General features: G+C 68.7%; 18 protein-coding genes and 1 riboswitch. Of the genes, 5 read left to right on the plus strand and 13 right to left on the minus strand.

Annotation, left to right across the window (positions count from 1 at the left end; all coding sequences use genetic code 11):
* Nucleotides 1-102: 102 nt before the first annotated feature.
* The 6 genes from ACFY10_RS02410 to ACFY10_RS02435 all read right to left on the minus strand — a co-directional run bounded on the left by ACFY10_RS02410 (nt 103) and on the right by ACFY10_RS02435 (nt 7,238).
* On the minus strand, nt 103-1,464 hold the full coding sequence (locus ACFY10_RS02410) for an aminotransferase class V-fold PLP-dependent enzyme (RefSeq protein ID WP_390663150.1): 1,362 nt from the start codon (nt 1,462-1,464) through the stop codon (nt 103-105).
* Nucleotides 1,465-1,628: 164 nt separating this feature from the next.
* Nucleotides 1,629-1,745, minus strand: a riboswitch (SAM riboswitch).
* A 71-nt stretch (nt 1,746-1,816) separates the two neighbouring features.
* Nucleotides 1,817-2,881 carry an anthranilate phosphoribosyltransferase gene (trpD, locus tag ACFY10_RS02415; RefSeq protein ID WP_390663151.1) on the minus strand — a complete coding sequence of 355 codons (1,065 nt, stop codon included), beginning with the start codon at nt 2,879-2,881 and terminating at the stop codon, nt 1,817-1,819.
* Between the two features lie 156 nt (nt 2,882-3,037).
* Nucleotides 3,038-4,681: a cytochrome bc complex cytochrome b subunit gene (locus tag ACFY10_RS02420; protein ID WP_390663152.1), complete on the minus strand. Its 1,644-nt coding sequence runs from the start codon at nt 4,679-4,681 to the stop codon at nt 3,038-3,040.
* Nucleotides 4,678-5,733, minus strand: coding sequence for a Rieske 2Fe-2S domain-containing protein (locus tag ACFY10_RS02425; RefSeq protein WP_390663153.1), 1,056 nt, complete (start codon nt 5,731-5,733; stop codon nt 4,678-4,680). The genes ACFY10_RS02420 and ACFY10_RS02425 overlap by 4 nt, the downstream gene beginning before the upstream one ends.
* On the minus strand, nt 5,730-6,539 hold the full coding sequence (locus ACFY10_RS02430) for a c-type cytochrome (protein WP_390663154.1): 810 nt from the start codon (nt 6,537-6,539) through the stop codon (nt 5,730-5,732). The genes ACFY10_RS02425 and ACFY10_RS02430 overlap by 4 nt, the downstream gene beginning before the upstream one ends.
* A 78-nt stretch (nt 6,540-6,617) precedes the next feature.
* On the minus strand, nt 6,618-7,238 hold the full coding sequence (locus ACFY10_RS02435) for a heme-copper oxidase subunit III (RefSeq protein ID WP_390663155.1): 621 nt from the start codon (nt 7,236-7,238) through the stop codon (nt 6,618-6,620).
* A gap of 145 nt (nt 7,239-7,383) precedes the next feature.
* On the opposite strand from ACFY10_RS02435, the gene ACFY10_RS02440 reads away from it, so the two are divergent.
* Nucleotides 7,384-7,788: a hypothetical protein gene (locus ACFY10_RS02440; RefSeq protein ID WP_390663156.1), complete on the plus strand. Its 405-nt coding sequence runs from the start codon at nt 7,384-7,386 to the stop codon at nt 7,786-7,788.
* Nucleotides 7,789-7,865: 77 nt separating this feature from the next.
* Here the strand turns inward: ACFY10_RS02440 and ACFY10_RS02445 are convergent, their stop codons facing one another.
* The 4 genes from ACFY10_RS02445 to coxB form a co-directional block, all read right to left on the minus strand.
* Nucleotides 7,866-9,125, minus strand: coding sequence for an Ig-like domain-containing protein (locus tag ACFY10_RS02445; RefSeq protein ID WP_390663157.1), 1,260 nt, complete (start codon nt 9,123-9,125; stop codon nt 7,866-7,868).
* 132 nt (nt 9,126-9,257) lie between these two features.
* Nucleotides 9,258-9,656 carry a cytochrome c oxidase subunit 4 gene (locus ACFY10_RS02450; RefSeq protein WP_390663159.1) on the minus strand — a complete coding sequence of 133 codons (399 nt, stop codon included), beginning with the start codon at nt 9,654-9,656 and terminating at the stop codon, nt 9,258-9,260.
* Nucleotides 9,653-11,386 carry a cytochrome c oxidase subunit I gene (gene ctaD / locus ACFY10_RS02455; protein WP_390663160.1) on the minus strand — a complete coding sequence of 578 codons (1,734 nt, stop codon included), beginning with the start codon at nt 11,384-11,386 and terminating at the stop codon, nt 9,653-9,655. The genes ACFY10_RS02450 and ctaD overlap by 4 nt, the downstream gene beginning before the upstream one ends.
* Complete coding sequence (gene coxB, locus ACFY10_RS02460) at nt 11,383-12,351, minus strand: cytochrome c oxidase subunit II (RefSeq protein WP_390663161.1); 969 nt, start codon at nt 12,349-12,351, stop codon at nt 11,383-11,385. Before coxB ends, ctaD begins: the two co-directional genes overlap by 4 nt.
* Nucleotides 12,352-12,611: 260 nt before the next feature.
* Between coxB and ACFY10_RS02465 the strand changes: the two genes are divergently transcribed.
* Nucleotides 12,612-13,988 (plus strand): cysteine desulfurase/sulfurtransferase TusA family protein, encoded by a 1,377-nt coding sequence (locus tag ACFY10_RS02465; RefSeq protein ID WP_390663162.1) that lies wholly within the window; start codon nt 12,612-12,614, stop codon nt 13,986-13,988.
* A 12-nt stretch (nt 13,989-14,000) separates the two neighbouring features.
* Here ACFY10_RS02465 and ACFY10_RS02470 read toward each other — a convergent pair whose 3' ends face one another.
* Nucleotides 14,001-14,975, minus strand: a complete 975-nt coding sequence (locus ACFY10_RS02470; protein ID WP_390663163.1) for a carbohydrate kinase family protein — start codon at nt 14,973-14,975, stop codon at nt 14,001-14,003.
* A 137-nt stretch (nt 14,976-15,112) separates the two neighbouring features.
* Between ACFY10_RS02470 and ACFY10_RS02475 the strand changes: the two genes are divergently transcribed.
* Nucleotides 15,113-15,322: a hypothetical protein gene (locus ACFY10_RS02475; RefSeq protein ID WP_390663164.1), complete on the plus strand. Its 210-nt coding sequence runs from the start codon at nt 15,113-15,115 to the stop codon at nt 15,320-15,322.
* Between the two features lie 188 nt (nt 15,323-15,510).
* On the plus strand, nt 15,511-17,313 hold the full coding sequence (locus tag ACFY10_RS02480) for a hypothetical protein (protein ID WP_390663165.1): 1,803 nt from the start codon (nt 15,511-15,513) through the stop codon (nt 17,311-17,313).
* A gap of 84 nt (nt 17,314-17,397) precedes the next feature.
* Here the strand turns inward: ACFY10_RS02480 and ACFY10_RS02485 are convergent, their stop codons facing one another.
* Nucleotides 17,398-17,754 (minus strand): iron-sulfur cluster assembly accessory protein, encoded by a 357-nt coding sequence (locus ACFY10_RS02485; RefSeq protein WP_030582488.1) that lies wholly within the window; start codon nt 17,752-17,754, stop codon nt 17,398-17,400.
* Between the two features lie 317 nt (nt 17,755-18,071).
* Here ACFY10_RS02485 and nadA point away from each other — a divergent pair, with 317 nt between their 5' ends.
* Entirely contained in the window at nt 18,072-19,256 is a 1,185-nt protein-coding gene (nadA, locus tag ACFY10_RS02490; protein ID WP_390663166.1) for a quinolinate synthase NadA, read from the plus strand.
* Between the two features lie 15 nt (nt 19,257-19,271).
* On the opposite strand, the gene ACFY10_RS02495 is transcribed toward nadA, so the two are convergent.
* Entirely contained in the window at nt 19,272-21,524 is a 2,253-nt protein-coding gene (locus tag ACFY10_RS02495; RefSeq protein WP_390663167.1) for a protein kinase, read from the minus strand.
* Nucleotides 21,525-21,565 lie beyond the last annotated feature (41 nt).

Consider the following 21,565-nt stretch of genomic DNA (forward strand, 5'->3'; position numbering starts at 1 on the left):
GCGCGGAGCGTTTGCGGCAACCGGTCCGTTGTGGCTGGTCGCGCCCACGCGGCGGAGCCGCATGTCGATACAGCCCCGCGCCCCTGAAGAAGGGGCAGCTACTCAGACCGCGGGGACGCAGCGGCCGTCCTCCGTGCGGTACTGCCACTTCGCGCCGCTGCGCACGAGCTCCTTCACCGCGTTGACGAAGCGCTCGACGTGCTCGTCCGGCGTCCCTGCTCCGAAGCTGACGCGGATCGCGTTGAGGGACTTCTCGCCGGGGGCGGCCTCGGGGGCGCCGCACTCGCCCTGGGTCTGCGGGTCGCTGCCCAGGAGGGTGCGGACGAGGGGGTGGGCGCAGAAGAGGCCGTCGCGGACGCCGATGCCGTACTCGGCGGAGAGGGCCGCGGCGAAGTGGGAGCTGTTCCAGCCCTCGACGACGAAGGAGATCACGCCGACCCGGGGGGCGTCGTCGCCGAAGAGCGAGAGGACCCGCACCTCGGGCACCTCGGCGAGGCCCGCCCGGACGGTGTCGATCAGGTGCTGCTCGCGGGCGACGAGGGTGTCGAAGCCGGCCTCGGTGAGCGCCTTGCAGGCCGACGCGATGGAGTAGGCGCCGATCACGTTCGGGGAGCCGGCCTCGTGGCGGGCCGCGCTCTCGTGCCACTCCACGTCCACTCCCCCGTCCTCGCGCCGCGTGACCTTGCGGCTGGCGCCGCCGCCCGCGAGGTAGGGGTCGGCGGCCTGCAGCCAGTCGGCACGGCCGGCCAGCACGCCGGAGCCGAACGGGGCGTACAGCTTGTGGCCGGAGAAGGCGACCCAGTCGACGTCGAGGTCCTGCACGGAGACCGGGTGGTGCGGGGCGAGCTGGGCGGCGTCCAGGACGATGCGGGCGCCGTGCGCGTGGGCCGCGGCGGCCAGCTCGCGGACCGGCCACAGCTCGCCGGTGACGTTCGAGGCGCCGGTGACACAGACCAGGGCCGGGCCGTACGGGTCGCGGTCGGCGAGGGCCTTCTCCAGGGTCTCCACCGCCTGCGCCGGGGTGCGCGGGGCGTTGAGGTAGGTGACCCGGGCGTCCTTCCAGGGCAGCAGGCTCGCGTGGTGCTCGGTCTCGAAGACGAAGACCTGGCAGTCGGCAGGGAGGGCCTGCGCGAGGAGGTTTAGGGAGTCCGTCGTCGAGCGGGTGAAGATCAGCTGGTCGTCGGTGCGGCAGTCCAGGAACTCGGCGACCGTCTTGCGGGCGTTCTCGAACAGGTCGGTGGAGAGCTGCGAGAGGTAGCCGGCGCCGCGGTGGACGCTGCCGTAGTACGGGGCGTAGGCCGCCACGTCGTCCCAGACGCGCTGCAGGGCGGGGGCGCTGGCCGCGTAGTCGAGCGCGGCGTAGGTGACTTCGCCGCCCGTGACGAGCGGGACGGTGACATCCCGGCCCAGAACGGGCAGCGGGGCACAAATGGCGGTGGCGACGGCAGCGGTGGAGACAGACATGGCGAACTCCTGTGAGGGGTAAGCGGAATCGCCGTACCGGACGGTGCGTCGACGGCACGGGAGAAGGTGAAGGGGGTATGCGGAGGCGGGGCTCGGCGCCCTATCGCATTCGCTTGCTCACAGAAGGCTCCCTCGATGACCAGGACCCCTGGTGTCTTTCGAGGGGCCCGCGCTTGCCGTAGACCTCGCTGCCTACGGCCTGGTCTTCACCCGGGGCACCCCGCCACGGACGGAGGGTTGCCGGACAGTCGGCCGGGGCCTCATGACTGTCACTCATGACCTGGAAAGGAACGTACGTGAAGTGATCGCGGTCCCGCAACTCGTGTCCGAACTACGGGACCGCGGTCCTCTGCTACGCGTTGCTGGCCGCCACCCAGCGCTCCAGCGCCCGCTTGGCCGCGCCGGAGTCGATCGACTCCGCCGCCTTGTCCATGCCGGCCCGGATCTGCTCGGCCAGCGTCCCGGGGCCCGGGTCGAGAGCCACGAGCGCAGCCGCCGAGTTCAGCAGTACGGCGTCACGTACGGGGCCGGTCTCGCCGTCGAGGAGGCGGCGGGCGACCTCCGCGTTGTACGACGGGTCGGCACCGCGCAGGGCCTCCACCGGGACCAGCTCGAGGCCGACGTCGCGGGGGTCGAACGACTCCTCGGTGACCTTGCCGTCGCGCACGATCCAGACGTGGGAGGTGGCCGTCGTCGTCAGCTCGTCCAGGCCGTCGTCGCCGCGGAAGACGAGGGAGGAGTTGCCTCGTTCGGCCAGGACGCCCGCGATCATCGGCGCGATGCGCGGGTCGGCTACACCGACTGCCTGTGCCTTCACCTTCGCCGGGTTGGTCAGCGGGCCGAGGGCGTTGAAGACCGTCCGGATGCCCAACTGGCCGCGAGCGGCGGCGACATGGCGCAGCGCCGGGTGGAACTTGACCGCGAAGCAGAAGGTGATGCCCGCCTCCTCCGCGACCTCGGCCACCCGCTTCGGCGTGAGGTCGAGGTTGACGCCGAGCTTCTCCAGGACGTCCGAGGCGCCCGACGCCGACGAGGCCGCGCGGTTGCCGTGCTTGACGACCTTGGCGCCGGTTCCGGCCACCACGATCGCCGACATCGTGGAGATGTTCACCGTCTTCGCGCCGTCGCCGCCCGTGCCGACGATGTCGACGGTGCGGCCCGACACCTCGATCACATTGGCGTGCTCGTACATCGCGCGGACCACGCCGGTGATCTCCTCGACGGTCTCGCCCTTGGCCCGCAGGGCGACCACGAAGCCCGCGATCTGGGCGTCCGTCGCCTCGCCGCGCATGATCCGGTCCATCGCCCAGGCCGTCGCGTCGGCGCTCTGGTCGCGGCCGGACAGCAGCGCGTTCAGTACCTCGGGCCAGGAACGGCCCGCCGCGGTGTCGCCTCCAGCGGGGGTCACAGCGCTCATAAGGCCGCTCCTGGGTGTCGTAGAAGAGTGTGAAGAAGCATGTGAACTCGTCGAAGAGTTCCGACACCCACCCTATCCAGCCCGAAGGCAAGGCGAAGGGCCCCGTCCGAACACCGGACGGGGCCCTTCTACCGTGGCTGTGGCGAGCCGCAGCGATCAGTGGTGGCCGTGGCCGCTCGTGATCTCCTTGTACTCCTCGACGGTCGGCTTCGGAATCTGGGCCTCCTCGCCGAAGTACGCCTCGCTGAGCTTGGCGCGCAGCCGCTCGGAGCCCTTGACCTTGCGCTCGACGCCGTTCTCGTCGACCGTCGGGCCGATCTCGGCCGGCTTGTACTGCTCGTGCGCCGTGAGCGTGTGCAGCGCGTCCTGGCTGAGCGGCTCGTGGACCTCGATGAACTCACCGTGCGGCAGGCGCTTGATGATGCCCGACTCGCGGCCGTGCAGCACCTTGTCCTTGTCCCGGCGCTGGAGGCCGAGGCAGATCCGCTTGGTGGCGATGAACGTGAGGACCGGCACGACGAAGAAGCCGACGCGCACGAACCAGGTGATCGCGTTGATCGACAGGTGGAAGTGCGTGGCCCACAGGTCGTTGCCGCCACCGACCATCAGCACGAAGTACCAGGAGATCCACGCGGCACCGAACGCGGTACGCGTCGGGGCGTTGCGCGGACGGTCCAGGATGTGGTGCTCGCGCTTGTCGCCGGTGACCCAGGACTCGATGAACGGGTAGACCGCGATCGCGACCAGGACCAGCGGGAAGATCACCAGCGGGATGAACACGCCCAGGACGAGCGTGTGGCCCCAGAGATTGATCTCCCAGCCCGGCATCGTACGGATCAGGCCCTCGGAGAAGCCCATGTACCAGTCGGGCTGGGCGCCGGTGGACACCTGGTCCGGACGGTAGGGGCCCATGGCCCAGATCGGGTTGATCGAGGCGATCGCCGCGATGGCCGTGATGACGCCGAAGACCAGGAAGAAGAAGCCGCCGGCCTTCGCCATGTACACGGGCAGCAGGGGCATGCCGACGACGTTGTTGTTCGTCTTTCCGGGACCCGCGAACTGCGTGTGCTTGTGGTAGAAGACCAGGATCAGGTGGCCCACCATCAGGCCCAGCATGATGCCCGGCAGCAGCAGGATGTGGACCGAGTAGAACCGGGCCACGAAGTCGCCGCCCGGGAACTCGCCGCCGAAGAGGAACATCGACAGGTACGTGCCCACGACCGGCACGGACAGGACCGCGCCCTCCATGAAGCGGACACCGGTGCCGGAGAGCAGGTCGTCCGGGAGCGAGTAACCGGTGAAGCCGGTGAACATGCCCAGGACGAGCAGCAGGAAGCCGAACAGCCAGTTGACCTCACGCGGCTTGCGGAACGCGCCGGTGAAGAACACACGCATCATGTGCACGAACATGCCCGCGAGGAAGATCAGCGCGGCCCAGTGGTGGATCTGCCGGATCAGCAGACCACCGCGCACATCGAAGGAGATGTGCAGGGTCGAGTTGAACGCCTCGGACATCATCTGACCCTGCAGCGGGATGTAGCTGCCGTGGTACTCCACCTCGTTCATCGACGGGTGGAAGAACAGCGTCAGATACACGCCCGTGAGGATGAGGATGATGAAGCTGTACATGCACACTTCGCCCAACATGAACGACCAGTGGTCGGGGAAGATCTTGCGCATGTTGGTCTTGGCCAGGGAGTAGATCCCCAGCCGGCCGTCGGCCCAGTCGGCGACGCGCTCGCCGGCCGGCGCTTTGCCGCGCCGGGCGGCGTTGCTCTCGGTGCTCTCGTTGGTGCTCATCCGCGCTCCCAGAATGCAGGACCGACGGGCTCTTCGAAGTCGCCGAGCGCCTCGAGATAGCCCTGGTCGTTCACGCCGATGCGCAGCTGCGGCAGGGCGTGACCGGCGGGGCCGAAGATCACCCGGGCACCGTCGGAGAGGTCGAAGGTGGACTGGTGGCAGGGGCACAGCACGTGGTGCGTCTGCTGCTCGTACAGGGAGATCGGGCAACCGACGTGGGTGCAGATCTTCGAGTACGCGACGATGCCCTCGTGCGACCACTCGAGCTCGCGCTTGTCCTTGATGTTGTCCGGCTGGATCCGGACGATCATCAGGGCCGCCTTGGCGATCTCGGTCTGGAAGTCCTCGTCGTGCTCCTCCAGGCCCTCGGGCTTGGCGAAGGTGAGCGAGCCGACCGCGACGTCCGAGGCGCGCAGCGGCTCGTTCGTGTTCATGTTGACGAGCAGCTTGCCCTTGGACCACAGCGTGTGGCGGAGCTTGGTCCCCGGCAGCGGTCCGAGGTCGCGCAGCAGCATGACGCCGGAGAGCGGGAACAGGGCCAGCGCACCGAACATCGTGTTGCGGATGAGCTTGCGGCGGCCGAGCGCGGACTCCTTGGCGCCCTCCTTGAAGTCGGCCATGACCTTGGCCTTGACCTCGGGGGACGCCTCGATCGGGTGCCGCTCGTCGGCGATCTCCACGTCGGACATCAGGGTGCGGGCCCAGTGGACCGCGCCCGCGCCGATCGCGAAGAGGGCAAGACCGAGGGTCAGGCCCAGCGCGAAGTTCAGCGCGTTGATGTGGCCGATCGGGAACACGTAGATCGACTTGTCGTGCGGGATCGCCACGTACGAGGCGATGAAGCCGACCGTGGCCAGCATCGAGACCGTGAACAGCATGGCCACCACACGCTCGGACCGCTTGGCGGCCCGCTCGTCGATGTCCTGCACCCGGTGCTCGTGGGGCGGCAGACCGGGGTCGGCGAACGGGTTCTTCTCGTCCGCGACGCTTACGGCGCCGTGCGCGTCCTGCTCAGCGGGCAGGTTCTCTTCTGGAATGTCTTGGCTACTCATGACTTCTTGGCCTTTGCGGTCCGAGCGGCGACCCAGACGGCAACCGCGATCAGCGCGCCGAGTCCGAAGATCCAGGCGAACAGGCCCTCGGAGACCGGGCCGAGACCGCCCAGCTCAAGGCCACCGTTGCTCACGGTCTCGTCGCCGTTGACCGCGTTCAGGTACGCGATGATGTCCTTCTTGTTCTGCTCCGACATCGTGGTGTCGGGGAACGACGGCATGTTCTGCGGGCCGGTCTGCATGGCCTCGTAGATGTGCTTCGGGTCGACGCCCTCGAGGCTCGGCGCGTACTTGCCGTGCGTCAGCGCACCGCCCTTGCCGGTGAAATTGTGGCACTGGGCGCAGTTGGTGCGGAACAGCTCGCCACCCTTGGCGATGTCGGCACCGTCCGGGCCGTACTGCGCCTTCGTCGGGATGGACGGGCCGGCGCCCAGGGAGGCGATGTACGCGGCGAGCTGGTCGATCTCGGCCTGCGTGTAGATGACCTTCTTCTTCGGGACCTGCGCGCCCGGCTGCTGGGCCGGCATACGGCCGGTGCCGACCTGGAAGTCGACGGCCGAGGCGCCCACGCCCACGAGGCTCGGACCGTCGGAGGTGCCCTGACCGCCGGTGCCGTGGCAACTGGCGCAGCCCACGGAGTAGAGCTTCTTGCCCTCGTCGATGGCGAGAGACTGGGCGGTGTCAGCGGCCTGCGCCTTGCTCGCGGGCGCGAACGCGGCGTACAGCCCCCCGGTGCATGCCAGCGCGAGGAGTAGGACGACGAGCGCCGCCATGGGATGGCGTCGTCGTGCGGAGAGCTTTTTCACGGATTACCCCGGTGTCAGGATCTTCTGCGTCGATGCTTGGGATGTGCGCCTGCGGGGCGCACGCGGGAACGGGCCCGGCTACTTGATCAGGTAGATCGTGGCGAAGAGGCCGATCCACACGACATCGACGAAGTGCCAGTAGTAGGACACGACGATGGCCGCGGTCGCCTGCTCGTGGGTGAACCTCTTGGCCGCGTAGGTGCGGCCGAGAACGAACAGGAAGGCGATGAGGCCGCCCGTCACGTGCATGCCGTGGAACCCGGTGGTCAGGTAGAACACCGAGCCGTACGGGTCGGAGGAGAGCGAGAGCCCGTCCTTCGTCACCAGCTCCGTGTACTCGAAGATCTGACCGCCGATGAAGATCGCACCCATCACGAACGTGATGATGAACCAGCCCCGGAGCTTCTTCACATCCCCGCGCTCGGCGGCGAACACGCCGAGCTGGCAGGTGAGGGAGGAGAGCACCAGGATCGTGGTGTTGGTCGCGGAGAACGGAAGGTTGAGATGGTCGGCCATCTCCTTCCAGTGATCCGGACCGGTCACCGATCGCAGGGTGAAGTACATCGCGAAGAGGGCCGCGAAGAACATCAGCTCGGAACTCAGCCAGATGATGGTTCCGACGCTGGTGAGGTTCGGCCGGTTGACCGACGGGTGCGCGTGCCCGGTTTCTACTGTCGTTGCTGTCGCCACGACCGACATTATGTCGGTCGCTTATCCCGCCCTCACTCCGGGGGGTGCCGTTCGGAGTGTTGCTGCCGTCCATACCGGTGTTGACGTGGTGTTGAACGGAGTAACATCCGCCGCAACGGGCCTTTCCGTACGACGCTGACGTCTCGGAGGAACAATGCAGCCGACCGCCACGGTGCTGGTCTACAGCGACGACTCCAACACCCGCGAACAGGTGCGGCTCGCGACCGGGCGCAGGCCCGCTCCCGACGTTCCGGTCGTCGAGTTCCTGGAGTGTGCGACGCCGGCCGCCGTCATCAAGGAGCTGGACCGGGGCGGGATCGACGTCTGCGTCCTGGACGGCGAGGCCGTGCCCATGGGTGGCATGGGGCTGTGCCGGCAGATCAAGGACGAGGTGTTCAACTGCCCGCCGGTGCTTCTGCTTATTGGCCGGCCCCAGGATGCGTGGCTGGCCACGTGGAGCCGGGCTGATGCGGCTGTGACGTTGCCTGTGGAGCCTGTGGAGTTCGCTGCCGCCCTGGCCTCGCTGTTGCGGCAGAAGGCGCTTCAGCAGAGCGCCTGAGAGCTCGGGGGTCTGGGAATCTGGCGACTGCGGGTCCGTTGTGGCTTGTCGCGCAGTTCCCCGCGCCCCTAGGGGGGTCACACCGCTGTCGGCCTGAGTCGCGCCGCATCGTCAGGGCTGGGTCCATCAGGGGTTCCGCCCACCAGGGCGCTGCCTGTGCGCCAGTTCTTCCAGGTGAGGTTCCAGTCGCCGAAGCCGTTGCCGAAGGGCTCCATGGTGTCGCCGTTGGAGTTGATGACCTTCACCACGTCGCCCTCGTGGACGGTGTTGAAGAACCACTCGGCGTTGCCGGTGCTCATGCCGGTGCAGCCGTGGCTGACGTTGGCGTAACCCTGGGAGCCCACGGACCAGGGGGCGGCGTGCACGTACTCGCCGCTCCAGGTGAGGCGGGTGGCGTAGTAGACGGGCAGGTCGTAGGAGTCGGAGCTGCCTTCGGCGATGCCCACGGTGGCACTGCGCATGCGTACGAAGGACTGCTTGCCCAGGACGACCTTGACGCCGTTGCGGGTCTCGAAGCCGGGCTTGCCGGTGGTGACGGGGAGATCCTTGATGTCCTCGCCGTTCTTGTACACCGTCATGGAGTGCGCTGACGCGTCGGTGACGGCGACGATGCTGTCGCCGATGGTGAGCCTCAGCGGCTTGCTCTTCGTGCCCCACAGGCGGTCGCCGACCTTGATGCCGTCCAGGTTGCTGTGCACCTGGACGGCGGCGTGGGCCGGCCAGTAGTCCTTGGGGCGGTAGTGGAGTTCCTTGTCGTCCACCCAGTGCCAGGCGCCCTGGACCGCGGGCACGGAGTCCACCCGCAGCGCCCGTTCGACGATGGCGCGCTGCGCCTCGTCCTTGACGGGCTGGTCCAGTACTGCGGTGACGGGCTGGCCGACGCCGTAATCGCCGGAGTCGGGCCCGAACTTCACGCCCAGGCGCTTCTTGGTGGTGGGGTTGCTGGTGTCGAAGGTGAGGACCTTGCGGCCCGGCGCCCCGTCCCCGTCCTCCGTGCTCACCCGCACCGTGTAGTGCGCGTTGGCGGCGAGCGGGGAGGTGCTGTGCCAGCGGGTGCCGTCGGCGGAGAGTTCGCCCGTCACATAGCGGCCTGCGGCGTCCGTGGCCGTGACGTCCGTGATGCGGTTGTCGTCCTCGGCGGTGACCTCGAGGGGCTTGTCCGGGTCGGCTTTCTTCCCGTCGCCCGTGACGCCGTTGAAGGAGAGCTGGTCCGTCGCGTCGTACGGCTTGTCGGCCAGCGGGTTGCCGCCGCCGCTGCAAGCGGTGCCGCCCGCGCCGAGGGCGATCACCAGCAGGGTGCAGCTGACGACGGTGCGGGTGCGCGGAGAGTGGTTCATGAGTCTGACGCTATGGACGTTCGTCAAGGACGGCGCGCCGGGTAACACGTACGAAGGAACGGTATTGCGGCAAACGCAGGAGCCCGGACGCTCCTGACGGAGTGTCCGGGCCCCGGATGCGCTCTGCGCGTGCTACTGGGTGCGGTTCTCACCGCGGTAGTACTCGAAGACCCAGCCGTACAGGCCGATCATGATGATCGGCGCCGAGAAGTACAGCAGCCACCAGCCGATCGCGATCGACAGGAAGGCGAGTGCGCCACCGAGCCCGAGGGCGAGCGGCTGCCAGCTGTGCGGGCTGAAGAACCCGACCTCGCCGGCGTCGTCCGCGACGTCCGCCTCCTTGTTGTCCATGGCACCCGCGTCGACCCGCTTGGCCGTGAAGCCAAGGTAGAAGCCGACCATGATGCACAGACCGAAGGCCAGGAAAAGCGCCGTGGTACCGGCCGGCTCCTTCGACCACACGCCATAGACAACCGCCATGGCGAGGACGAAGACGCTCAGCCACATGAACATCTTGCCCTGAACCTTCACTTGCCGGCCTCCTTGCCACCAGCCAGAGCCTTCTCACCGTGAGGCGCGTTCTCGAGCTGGTCGAGAGCGGCGATCTCAGGGTGGTGCAGGTCGAACGCCGGGGATTCGCTGCGGATCCGCGGCAGGGTGAGGAAGTTGTGCCGCGGCGGCGGGCAGGACGTCGCCCACTCGAGCGAGCGGCCGTAGCCCCACGGGTCGTCGACCTCGACCTTCTTGCCGTACTTGGCCGTCTTCCACACGTTGTAGAGGAACGGCAGGATCGACATGCCGAGCAGGAACGAGCTGATCGTCGAGATCGTGTTCAGGGCGGTGAAGCCGTCGGCCGCGAGGTAGTCCGCGTAACGACGCGGCATGCCCTCGGCACCCAGCCAGTGCTGGACCAGGAAGGTGCCGTGGAAGCCGATGAACAGCGTCCAGAAGGTGATCTTGCCGAGGCGCTCGTCGAGCATCTTGCCGGTCATCTTCGGCCACCAGAAGTGGAAGCCGGAGAACATCGCGAAGACGACGGTGCCGAAGACGACGTAGTGGAAGTGCGCCACCACGAAGTACGAGTCGGAGACGTGGAAGTCCATCGGCGGCGAGGCCAGGATGACGCCGGTCAGACCGCCGAAGGTGAAGGTGACCAGGAAGCCGGTCGCCCAGAGCATCGGGGTCTCGAAGGACAGGGACCCCTTCCACATCGTTCCGATCCAGTTGAAGAACTTCACGCCGGTCGGTACGGCGATGAGGAACGTCATGAAGGAGAAGAACGGGAGCAGTACACCGCCGGTGACGTACATGTGGTGGGCCCACACCGTCACGGACAGACCCGCGATGGCGATCGTCGCACCGATCAGGCCCATGTAGCCGAACATCGGCTTGCGGGAGAAGACCGGGATGACCTCGGAGATGATGCCGAAGAACGGCAGCGCGATGATGTACACCTCTGGATGGCCGAAGAACCAGAAGAGGTGTTGCCACAGCAGGGCGCCGCCATTGGCCGCGTCGAAGACGTGCGCACCGAATTTACGGTCCGCCTCCAGGGCGAACAGCGCAGCCGCGAGGACCGGGAAGGCGAGCAGGACCAGCACCGCGGTCAGCAGCACGTTCCACACGAAGATCGGCATGCGGAACATGGTCATGCCGGGTGCGCGCATGCAGATGATGGTGGTGATGAAGTTGACCGAGCCGAGGATCGTGCCGAAGCCGGAGAAGGCCAGACCCATGATCCACAGGTCGCCGCCGATGCCCGGCGAGTTGACCGCGCTGGACAGCGGGGAGTACGCGAACCAGCCGAAGTCGGCCGCGCCCGACGGGGTGAGGAAGCCGCCCACCGCGATCAGCGAGCCGAACAGGTACAGCCAGTAGGCGAACATGTTCAGCCGCGGGAACGCCACGTCGGGCGCGCCGATCTGCAACGGCACGATCCAGTTCGTGAAACCGGCGAACAGCGGCGTCGCGAACATCAGCAGCATGATCGTGCCGTGCATCGTGAACGCCTGGTTGAACTGCTCGTTCGACATGATCTGCAGACCAGGCCGGGCGAGTTCGGCGCGCATCAGCAGCGCCATCACGCCGCCGATCAGGAAGAACGCGAACGACGTGACGAGGTACAGCGTTCCGATCGTCTTGTGGTCAGTGGTCGTCAGCCACTTGATCACGACGTTGCCGGGCTGCTTGCGCCGGACCGGCAGCTCGTCCGCGTAGTGGGACTCTGCCGCGGCACCCTGGGGTTCGTTGAGGATGCTCACAGGTTGTTCGTCTCCCGGTTCTTCTCGTGGCTCGTCTGCGCGATGCCGGCGGGAACGTAACCGGTCTGCCCCTTCTTGGCGAGGTCCTGGAGGTGCTTCTCGTAGCGGTCCGGGGAGACGACCTTCACGTTGAACAGCATCCGGGAGTGGTCGACGCCGCAGAGCTCGGCGCACTTGCCGAGGAAGGTGCCCTGCTTGTTGGGGGTCACCTGGAAGGCATTGGTGTGGCCCGGGATGACGTCCATCTTCATCAGGAACGGCACCACCCAGAAGGAGTGGATGACGTCACGCGAGGTGAGGATGAAGCGGACGGTCTTGCCCTCGGGCAGCCACAGGGTCGGGCCCGGGTTGCCGGTCTGCGGGTTCTTCGTGGCCGGCGTACCGACGTCGTAGACACCGCCGGCGTTCGCCGGGAACTCGTTCTTGAACCGGTCCGGAATGGCGGCCAGGTTCTTGTCGGTCTTCGCGTTACCGGTGGAACCGCCGACGGGCGCGATGTAGTTGAAGCCCCAGCTCCACTGGAAGCCGACGACGTTCACCGTGACGTCGGGCTTCTTGTCGGTGAGACTGAGCAGCTTCGACTCGTCGCGGGCCGTGAAGTAGAACAGCACCGAGACGATGACGAGCGGAACCACGGTGTACAGCGCCTCGATCGGCATGTTGTACCGGGTCTGCGGGGGAACCTCGACCTTGGTGCGACTGCGCCGGTGGAACATCGCGCTCCACAGGATCAGGCCCCACACCAGCACGCCGGTGGCCAGCGCGGCAGCCCAGGACCCCTGCCACAGCGAGAGGATCCGCGGAGCCTCTTCCGTGGTCGGGGTGGGCATACCAAGGCGGGGGAAGTCTTCCCAGTTGTACGAGCAACCGGTGGCTGTCGCCAGGACCAGGCCCGCAGTCATTGCCTGCAGCAGCTTCCGCCGCATCGGGCGCCGCGGCGAGCGGTCGGAGCCGTTGGGACTCACGTAGCGCCTTCCCGAGAGTCTCGCCCGCGCGTATTGGCTGCGGCCTTCTCGCTGGTCGGTCGCCGCCCTGCGTCGGGCAGGGGTTTGGATGTTTATGCGGACCAAACCCTAGCCGACGCCCTCCGGGGGGTCGCGGGGAGGGGTGCCTAGTCACTCCGTGGGTTCGCTGGATTGGCGGCTGCGGGTAGGTGGGGGCTGGTCGCGCAGTTCCCCGCGCCCCTTGAGGTCTGCTGCACTCCCCCAAGTCTTACCGTTGCCGTGTGTCCTACTTTGACGCTGCATCTGCTGCTCCTCTCCATCCCGTCGCTCGTCAGGCGCTGTTGGCCTCGTTGGATGAGGGGTGGGCCGACCCTGCACGCCTGTATCGGGAGGGTCGGCGGGCTCGGATGTTGCTGGATGCTGCGCGGGAGGCAGCTGCCGAGGCCGTGGGGTGTCGGGCCGACGAGTTGGTTTTCACCTCGTCCGGGACCCGGGCCGTGCATGCAGGAATCGCGGGGGCGTTGGCCGGGCGTCACCGGATTGGACGTCACCTGATCGTGTCGGCAATCGAACACTCTTCGGTGCTCCATGCGGCTGACGCGCACGAGGCCGGCGGCGGGAGCGTCACGCAGATCGAGGTGGACCGGCAGGGCAGGGTGACACCGGCGGCATACGCCGCAGCCCTCCGCCCCGACACCGCTCTGGCATGCCTCCAGTCCGCCAACCACGAGGTCGGCACCGTGCAGCCGGTGGCGGAGGTGGCCACGGTGTGCCGGGAGGCCGGGGTGCCGTTGTTCGTGGATGCGGCGCAGTCGTTGGGGTGGGGGTCGGTCGAAGGGGACTGGTCCGTGTTGGCCGCCAGTGCGCACAAATGGGGCGGGCCCTCGGGGGTCGGGCTGCTCGTCGTGCGGAAAGGGGTGCGGTTCGCTGCCCAAGGGCCTGCGGACGAGCGGGAGTCCGGGCGGGCGGCCGGGTTCGAGAACCTGCCCGCCATCGTCGCGGCCGCGGCCTCGCTGCGAGCCGTGCGGGCGGAGGCGGAGCAAGAGGCGGTACGACTGCGGGAGCTGACGGAGCGGATCCGGGTGCGGGTGGCCCGGTCGGTGCCGGACGTGGAGGTGGTCGGGGATCCGGAGCGGCGGCTGCCGGGGATCGTCACCTTCTCCTGTCTCTATGTCGACGGGGAGACATTGCTGCATGAGCTGGACCGGGAGGGTTTCTCCGTTTCCTCCGGGTCGTCCTGCACCAGCAGCACGCTGACGCCCAGCCATGTGCTGAAGGCGATGGGTGTGCTGAGTGAGGGGAATGTGCGGGTTTCGCTGCCGACGGGGACGGCGGAGGAGGACGTCGAGCGGTTCCTGGCGGTGCTGCCGGGGGCAGTGGCAGGGGTGCGGGAGAAGCTGGGGGCGCCGGTTCCGGCGGCGAGCGTGCAGCAGGACGTCCTGGTCGTCGACGCCCTCGGCAAGCGCTGCCCGATCCCCGTCATCGAGCTGGCCAAGGTCATCGGGGACGTGCCGGTGGGCGGCACGGTGCGGGTCCTGTCCGACGACGAGGCGGCTCGGCTGGACATCCCGGCATGGTGCGAGATGCGGGGACAGGAGTACGTGGGTGAGGAGCCGGCGGACCGGGGCTCGGCCTATACGGTCCGCCGGGTGTCGTAAACCCTCGGAGCGTTACGCCAGGTGCTTCTGGACCTCCGCGGCGGCCTCATCGCCGTACGCCTTGGTGAAGCGGTCCATGAAGTGGGCGCGGCGCAGCTGGTACTCCTGGGTGCCGACCGTCTCGATGACCAGGGTGGCGAGCATGCAGCCGACCTGGGCGGCGCGCTCCAGGCTGACGCCCCAGGCGAGGCCGGAGAGGAAGCCGGCGCGGAAGGCGTCGCCGACACCCGTGGGGTCGGCCTTGCGCTCCTCCTCGGCACAGCCGACCTCGATCGGGTCCTCGCCGTCCCGCTCGATACGGACGCCGCGGGCGCCGAGGGTGGTGACGCGGTGGCCGACCTTGGCGAGGATCTCGGTGTCGGACCAGCCGGTCTTGGACTCGATGAGTCCCTTCTCGTACTCGTTCGAGAAGAGGTAGGTGGCGCCCTCCAGCAGTATCCGGATCTCGTCGCCGTTCATCCGGGCGATCTGCTGGGAGAAGTCGGCGGCGAAGGGGATCTGCCGGGAGCGGCACTCCTCGGTGTGGCGGAGCATCGCCTCGGGGTCGTCGGCGCCGATCAGGACCAGGTCGAGGCCGCCGACGCGGTCCGCGACGGTCTTCAGCTCGATCTGGCGGGCCTCGCTCATCGCGCCCGTGTAGAAGGAGCCGATCTGGTTGTGGTCGGCGTCCGTGGTGCACACGAAGCGCGCGGTGTGCAGGGTCTCGGAGATACGGACCGAGTCGGTGTCGACGCCGTGCCGGTCCAGCCAGGCGCGGTACTCGTCGAAGTCGAAGCCGGCGGCGCCGACCAGGATCGGGGTCGTGCCGAGCTGACCCATGCCGAAGGCGATGTTCGCGCCGACGCCGCCCCGGCGTACGTCGAGGTTGTCGACCAGGAAGGAGAGCGAGACCGTGTGCAGCTGGTCCGCGACGAGCTGGTCGGCGAAACGGCCGGGGAAGGTCATGAGGTGGTCGGTGGCGATGGAGCCGGTGACTGCGATGCGCACGGCGGGGACTCTCCTGTGGGAGACGGGAGGGCGGGTTGACAGTTCACGCTACCGGGTCGTAGCCGGGCTCTGAAGTGGCCAAAACTACCTGATAGTAGATCTTTCTTCGTGGGCTTCCGCGTGCATACGGTTCCGGTATGACGAACCTGAAGGTCCATGCCCCGGTCCCGGTCGACCTGGAAGGCGACCTTGCGTCGCTGCGCGGCGACTGCGCCCGGATGGTCCCCCACTGGGCCGCTCCCGACCGCATCACTTCCCAGCCGGTCTCCCCGTCACTCATCCACGGCGTGACCGTGCCGCCGAAGTCGGCCCGTCTGCTGGACTCGATGTCGGACTACGGCGACTGAGTACGGCTCTGCACTCCCGTACGGCCCGGTAGCCCGGGTCCGCGCATTCGAAGGGAACCGCGCGCTCCCCCGCTGCGTCCCATCGCCGTCCCCCGTGAAGGGGATGTGCGATACGACCCTCCAGCAGCCCGTTTTGACAGGGCCGGGTCAGGGTCACAGGACAGCTGTGCAGCCGAAGGAGCGATGCGGTGAACACCGAGCGACCCGACAACGACGCCCCGTACGAGGACGGGGCCGCCGGCGCCGCCGGTTCTGCCGGTTCCGCCGAGGGGCAGGGTGCCGTGGGCGCCGAGGCTCCGGGCGCCACGGAGAGCGATGCGGACGCTCCTGGGACGGAAGCGGGCGCGGAGAGCACCGGTGGGGAGGGGGAGGCCCCCGAGGTCGAGGAGACCACTGAGGTCGAGGAGACCCCCGTGGTCGACTTGACCCCCGTGGCCGAGGAGACCGAGGTCGTCGAGGCCTCGGCGGCCGACGGGGGCGACCCCGAGGTTCCCGACGCCACCCCCGATCCGGACGCCGAGCAGCCCCGGCCCGCCCGCCGCCGCTCCCCCGTGCTCATCGCCTCCGTCGCCGCTGCCGTGCTGCTGGTGGGAGGCGGCGGGGCGTACCTCGCCGCTTCCGCCTCCGGCGGGTCCGGTGGCCGTACCGACTCCGGGGCCTCCGGCGACGGCACCACTCCCCCGCCGCTTGCGCTCGACGGTTACTCCGAGGGTGGTACGAACGGGATCGCGCCCGGGGAGCCCAACCCGTACGGCGTGAAGTACAAGGCCGACGGCGCCCTGCCCGACGGGCCGGACGCGGCGCCCGTGTACCGGGCGGCCGGCGAGGTCACCAAGGACGAGGTGGCGCGGCTGGCCAAGGCCCTCGGGCTGGAGGGGACGCCGGTGGCGCAGGGGCAGGCCTGGCAGGTCGGGCCGGGCAAGGACGGATCCGGGCCGAGCCTCGTGGTGGACAAGCAGGCGCCGGGTACGTGGACGTTCCACCGGTACGCGGCCGGCACCGACGCCTGTCAGAGCGTCACCGCGTGTACGAAGGATCCCGCGAACCCGGCCGGCGCCACGGTGAGCGAGGCGGCCGCGAAGAAGGCCGCGGCGCCGGTGCTGAAGGCGGTCGGCCAGGACGACGCGAAGGTGGACGCGAGCCAGGTCATGGGCGCCCAGCGGGTCGTGAACGCGAATCCCCTGGTCGGCGGGTTGCCCACGTACGGCTGGGCGACCGGGCTGACCGTCGGCTCCCAGGGCGAAGTGGTCGGTGGCAGCGGGCAGTTGAAGGCGCCGGTGAAGGGCGACACATATCCCGTGCTGGGCGCGCAGAAGACGCTGGACCTGATGAACTCGGCGCCCACGACCGACCACCGCATGGGCATCGGCGGCTGCGCCAGCCCCGTACCGCTGAAGGACCGGCTGGAGGCGCCGTGCGGGCAGTCGACGTCCGGGGCGAGCGCGTCGCCGGCGCAGCAGACCGTCACCGTCGACGGCGCGGTCTTCGGGCTGGCCGTGCATGCGGTGAACGGACGGCAGGCGCTGGTGCCGTCCTGGCTGTTCCAGGTGAAGGGCGCGGGCGCTCAGAACGGCTTCACGGTGACGTATCCGGCCGTCGACCCGCAGTACCTGGCCTCGAACTCGCCCTCCGGGGAGCCCACCCCGTCGGCGAGCGCGCCGAGCGACGGGCCGACCTCGGCGCCGGCCACCCGTGACGTCAAAGTGGACTTCTACACGGCCGACGGCAAGGAGCTGACCGTGGGCTTCACGGGCGGTGTGTGCGCCGACTACGAGGCGACGGCGAGCGAGAGCTCCGACAAGGTGACCGTGAAGGTGACCGAGACGCCGTGGAAGGGCAAGATCTGCATCATGATCGCCAAGGCGATCGACAAGACGGTCCGACTGGACCAACCGCTGGGCGACCGGAAGGTCGTGGGCACCGACGGCAAGGAGATTCTGCTGCCGAACCCGGGGCAGGGGATGCTGGGAAGGACGGCCGGGGTGCAGTAGGCCGCCGGATGCGCGAAGGCGGCGGCCCTGTCGGAGGGGGCCGCCGCCTTCGGTCTGTTCAGTTGTCCAGCAAGCCGAGAGGGCTTAGCTGAAGGAGTCGCCGCAGGCGCAGGAGCCCGTCGCGTTCGGGTTGTCGATCGTGAAGCCCTGCTTCTCGATGGTGTCGACGAAGTCGATGGACGCGCCGCCCAGGTACGGGGCGCTCATACGGTCGGTGACGACCTTGACGCCGCCGAAGTCCTTGACCACGTCTCCGTCGAGGGAGCGCTCGTCGAAGAAGAGCTGGTAGCGCAGGCCCGAGCAGCCGCCGGGCTGAACGGCGACACGCAGGGCCAGGTCGTCACGGCCTTCCTGGTCGAGCAGGGCCTTGACCTTCGCCGCGGCGGCGTCGGACAGGATGATGCCGTCGGTGACGGTGCTGGTCTCGTCCGATACGGACATCTACATCTCTCCCGGGTTGTACGGAGACTGCTTGCCGACGGTTGCAACCGCCGGGGCCGCGGATTCATTCCGGGCCGAGCAACTTGTCTTTTCGCCTGTTCTTCTCGCCTGTCCTTTCATGCTCGCACACGCGCGGCGCAGCGAACAGCGGCTCAGGCGTCGCCCGGCGGCCACCCGCCGTTGTGGCACCGGGATTCATGTCACATCGACGTTATGACCATCGTCAAACTGACGTGAACCGGGTTATGATAGATAACGTCAGTTCGACGAAAAGCACTCCCGCAGAGAATATCCGCAGAACAGAAAGGGTGCGTGTCGTGACCACCGCCCAGACCCCGGAGCTCGACGTACAGCCGACTCCTCTTGCCCTGCTGCTCCTCGGCCGTGAGGCCGACCCGAAGAGCGAGCGCGGGGTCGAGTGTCCCGGTGACCTGCCCTCGCCGTCCGATCCGGACCTGGTGGCACGTGCCCGCGCGGCCAAGGAGAAGCTCGGCGACAAGGTCTTCGTGCTCGGCCACCACTACCAGCGCGACGAAGTCATCCAGTTCGCCGACGTCACGGGTGACTCCTTCAAGCTGGCCCGGGACGCGGCGGCGCGTCCGGAGGCCGAGTACATCGTGTTCTGTGGTGTGCACTTCATGGCCGAGTCGGCGGACATCCTGACGGCCGACGACCAGAAGGTGGTCCTGCCCGACCTCGCCGCCGGCTGCTCGATGGCCGACATGGCGACGGCCGAGCAGGTCGCCGAGTGCTGGGACGTGCTGACCGAGGCCGGCATAGCCGAGCAGGTCGTGCCCGTCTCGTACATGAACTCCTCCGCGGACATCAAGGCGTTCACGGGCAAGCACGGCGGCACGATCTGCACCTCGTCCAATGCAAAGAAGGCCCTGGACTGGGCCTTCGAGCAGGGCGAGAAGGTGCTGTTCCTGCCCGACCAGCACCTGGGCCGCAACACCGCCGTCCGCGACATGGGCATGTCCCTCGAGGACTGCGTCGTCTACAACCCGCACAAGCCGAACGGCGGGCTGACCGCGGACCAGCTGCGCGCCGCGAAGATGATCCTGTGGCGCGGCCACTGCTCGGTGCACGGCCGGTTCTCGCTGGACTCGGTGAACGACGTGCGCGAGCGCATTCCGGGCGTGAATGTGCTGGTCCACCCGGAGTGCAAGCACGAGGTCGTGGCCGCGGCCGACTACGTCGGCTCGACGGAGTACATCATCAAGGCCCTGGAGGCGGCGCCCGCCGGTTCCAAGTGGGCCATCGGCACGGAGCTCAATCTCGTACGACGGCTCGCCAACCGTTTCGCGCCCGAGGACAAGGAGATCGTCTTCCTCGACAAGACGGTCTGCTTCTGCTCGACCATGAACCGCATCGACCTGCCGCACCTGGTCTGGGCGCTGGAGTCGCTGGCCGAGGGCAACCTGGTCAACCGGATCGAGGTCGACAAGGAGACCGAGGCGTTCGCGAAGCTGGCGCTGGAGCGCATGCTGGCGCTGCCGTAGCCGTATGCCCCGCTGTCACCCCGATGCGGACTTCCGCTCGGGGTGCGCGGGGTCGAGGGAGAAGACCGTGCCGTCCGGCGTGCTCACGACCAGTGCGCCGCCGTACAGCAGCACCTTCGACTTGGTCACGTCGCCGCTCGCGAGCTGGTCGGCGTGTGCGCCGGTTTCCCGCAGCAGCTTGCCCGTGCGGGTGTCGAGCGCCGCGACCCGGCCGCTGGTGCTGGCCAGGTAGAGGGTGCGGGTGCGGGGGTCGTACGTGGGCTGTCCCGAGCCCTCGACGCCGGTCCGGGTCTGCCACAGCTGTTTGCCGGTCAGCGGGGACACGGCGGTCACCTGGCCGTTGGCCCCGGTGATCCACAGGGTGTCGGCGGCCAGCCGCACCGAGCCGTCGTACGTCTTTGCCAGCTTCGTCGTGGTGACGGCGCCGGTGTCCGGGTCGAGCAGCCAGATCTCGCCGAACTTCAGCTCCTCGGGGCGCACCGGGCCGCTGTCGCCGCCGACCACGAAGGCCAGTCGGCCGCCGACGGTGCCGAGCAGGCCGCTCGCGTTCGGGGTGTTCAGACGCCGGAGCACCGCTCCGTTGGTTTTGTTCAGCTCCAGGAGTACGGCGTCCTTGCTCTCGTCGTCCGGGAAGCAGTGCGCGTACAGGCGGGAGCCTTCCGTCGCGAACTGGCAGTAGTCGCCGGAGGGAAGCTGCGTGGTCCAGTGGTCGGTGCCGGTGCGCGGGGAACGGGCCGTCACCAGTCGGCCGCTGGTGTCGGGGGTCAGGACGAGGTCGCCGGACACGATCTGGTCGACGGTCACGTTGTTCCGCCGGCGGGCCCACAGCTGCTCGCCGCTCTGGGTGTCGAGGGCGACGATGCTGGTCTTCGTGCCTCCGTCGGCCCCGTAGACGTCGTGCTGGAGGAGCATCGCGTCGTCCCGCAGCCCGAGGAGTTCGAAGTTGTCCCGCGCCGAGTCCGCGCCCTCGGCGGAGGTCGCGAGGGCGGAGCGCCACACGGTCTTACCGGTACGGCCGTCCAGGCGGACCGGGAGGATGTTGTTGCCCGCGCAGTAGACCGCGTTCTCGTACGTCTGGCAGGTGGCGTCGCCCGCGTCTGCCCCGTCCTTCGTCAGCGGGTTGACCTCGCCCCGCGCTGCCGTCTTGAACATCGTCGTCTGCCAGGGCTGCCAGCCGGTGGGCACGGCCGCCCAGCGGGAGTCCGCGGGCGCGGCGGAACTCGCCGCCGGGGCATCGTCCGGGAAGCCCGGCCCGAACCGTATGTACCACCCCGTCCCCAGGGCCAGTACGCCCATCGTGCAGGCCACCGCCAGCCATGGGCGGACCCTGCGGCCTCGCGTGCGCCCGGACCGAGTGGCCTTTCCGGGGGCCGCGTGGCCGGTCCCGGCGTAGGTCTCCTCAAAGCTCCCCAGGTCGGCCAGGCGGAGGGTCGTGGTGTCCGGGTCCATGGGGTCGGGCTCGGGCAGGGCCTCGGCGAACTCCTTGGCCAGTACGTCCAGTTGGGGCCGGTCGGCGGCGTCCTTGACCAGACAGCGCTCCAGGACCGCGCGCAACGGCCCCGGTACGCCGTCCAGTCCGGGCGCCTCGTGGACGACCCGGAAGGCGGTCAGGTACGGGCTGTCGGCGTCGAAGGGGCCGCGTCCGGTGGCCGAGAAGACCAGGAGCGCGGCGAGCGAGAAGACGTCCGAGGCGGGTCCGACCGTGCGGGCGTCGGTGAACTGTTCCGGTGACATGAAGGGCGGGGTGCCGATCATCTGGCCGGTCTCGGTGAGGGTTTGATGGTTCTCGGCGGCGCGGGATATGCCGAAGTCGATGACGCGGGGACCGTCCTCGGCCATCAGGACGTTGGCGGGCTTGAGGTCCCGGTGCACCACTCCGGCCCGGTGGATGTCCTGCAGCGCCTCCACCAACCCCAGGGCCAGCCGCCGCAGTTCGGTGCCCTTGAGGGCGCCGTGGTCGCGGATCCGTTCGGCGAGGGAGCTGCCCGGGACGTACTGGGTCGCCATCCAGGGCCGTATCGCCTCCGGGTCGGCGTCCACCACGGGCGCGGTGAAGGCACCGCTGACCTTGCGGACGGACTCGATCTCCTGCCGGAAGCGGGCGCGGAAGACCTTGTCCTCCGCGTACTGGGCGTGCACCACTTTGACGGCGACGTCACGCCCGGAGCGGGATCTGCCCCAGTAGACGACGCCCATGCCTCCGGAGCCCAGCCGGTCGACCAGCTTGTACCCGCCGACCGATTTCGGGTCGTCCTTGTGCAGTGGCACCGCCCGGATTCCTTCCGCTGCAGAGCAGTTCGAGCCCACAG

This window comes from Streptomyces sp. NPDC001401, assembly GCF_042895385.1.
Taxonomy (GTDB): Bacteria; Actinomycetota; Actinomycetes; order Streptomycetales; family Streptomycetaceae; genus Streptomyces.

Coding starts and splice junctions, on each gene's coding strand:
- ACFY10_RS02410 (WP_390663150.1), bottom strand. CDS start 1,464: ATGTCTGTCTCCACCGCTGCCGTCGCCACCGCCATTTGTGCCCCGCTG.
- trpD (WP_390663151.1), bottom strand. CDS start 2,881: ATGAGCGCTGTGACCCCCGCTGGAGGCGACACCGCGGCGGGCCGTTCC.
- ACFY10_RS02420 (WP_390663152.1), bottom strand. CDS start 4,681: ATGAGCACCAACGAGAGCACCGAGAGCAACGCCGCCCGGCGCGGCAAA.
- ACFY10_RS02425 (WP_390663153.1), bottom strand. CDS start 5,733: ATGAGTAGCCAAGACATTCCAGAAGAGAACCTGCCCGCTGAGCAGGAC.
- ACFY10_RS02435 (WP_390663155.1), bottom strand. CDS start 7,238: ATGTCGGTCGTGGCGACAGCAACGACAGTAGAAACCGGGCACGCGCAC.
- ACFY10_RS02440 (WP_390663156.1), top strand. CDS start 7,384: ATGCAGCCGACCGCCACGGTGCTGGTCTACAGCGACGACTCCAACACC.
- ACFY10_RS02445 (WP_390663157.1), bottom strand. CDS start 9,125: ATGAACCACTCTCCGCGCACCCGCACCGTCGTCAGCTGCACCCTGCTG.
- ACFY10_RS02475 (WP_390663164.1), top strand. CDS start 15,113: ATGACGAACCTGAAGGTCCATGCCCCGGTCCCGGTCGACCTGGAAGGC.
- ACFY10_RS02485 (WP_030582488.1), bottom strand. CDS start 17,754: ATGTCCGTATCGGACGAGACCAGCACCGTCACCGACGGCATCATCCTG.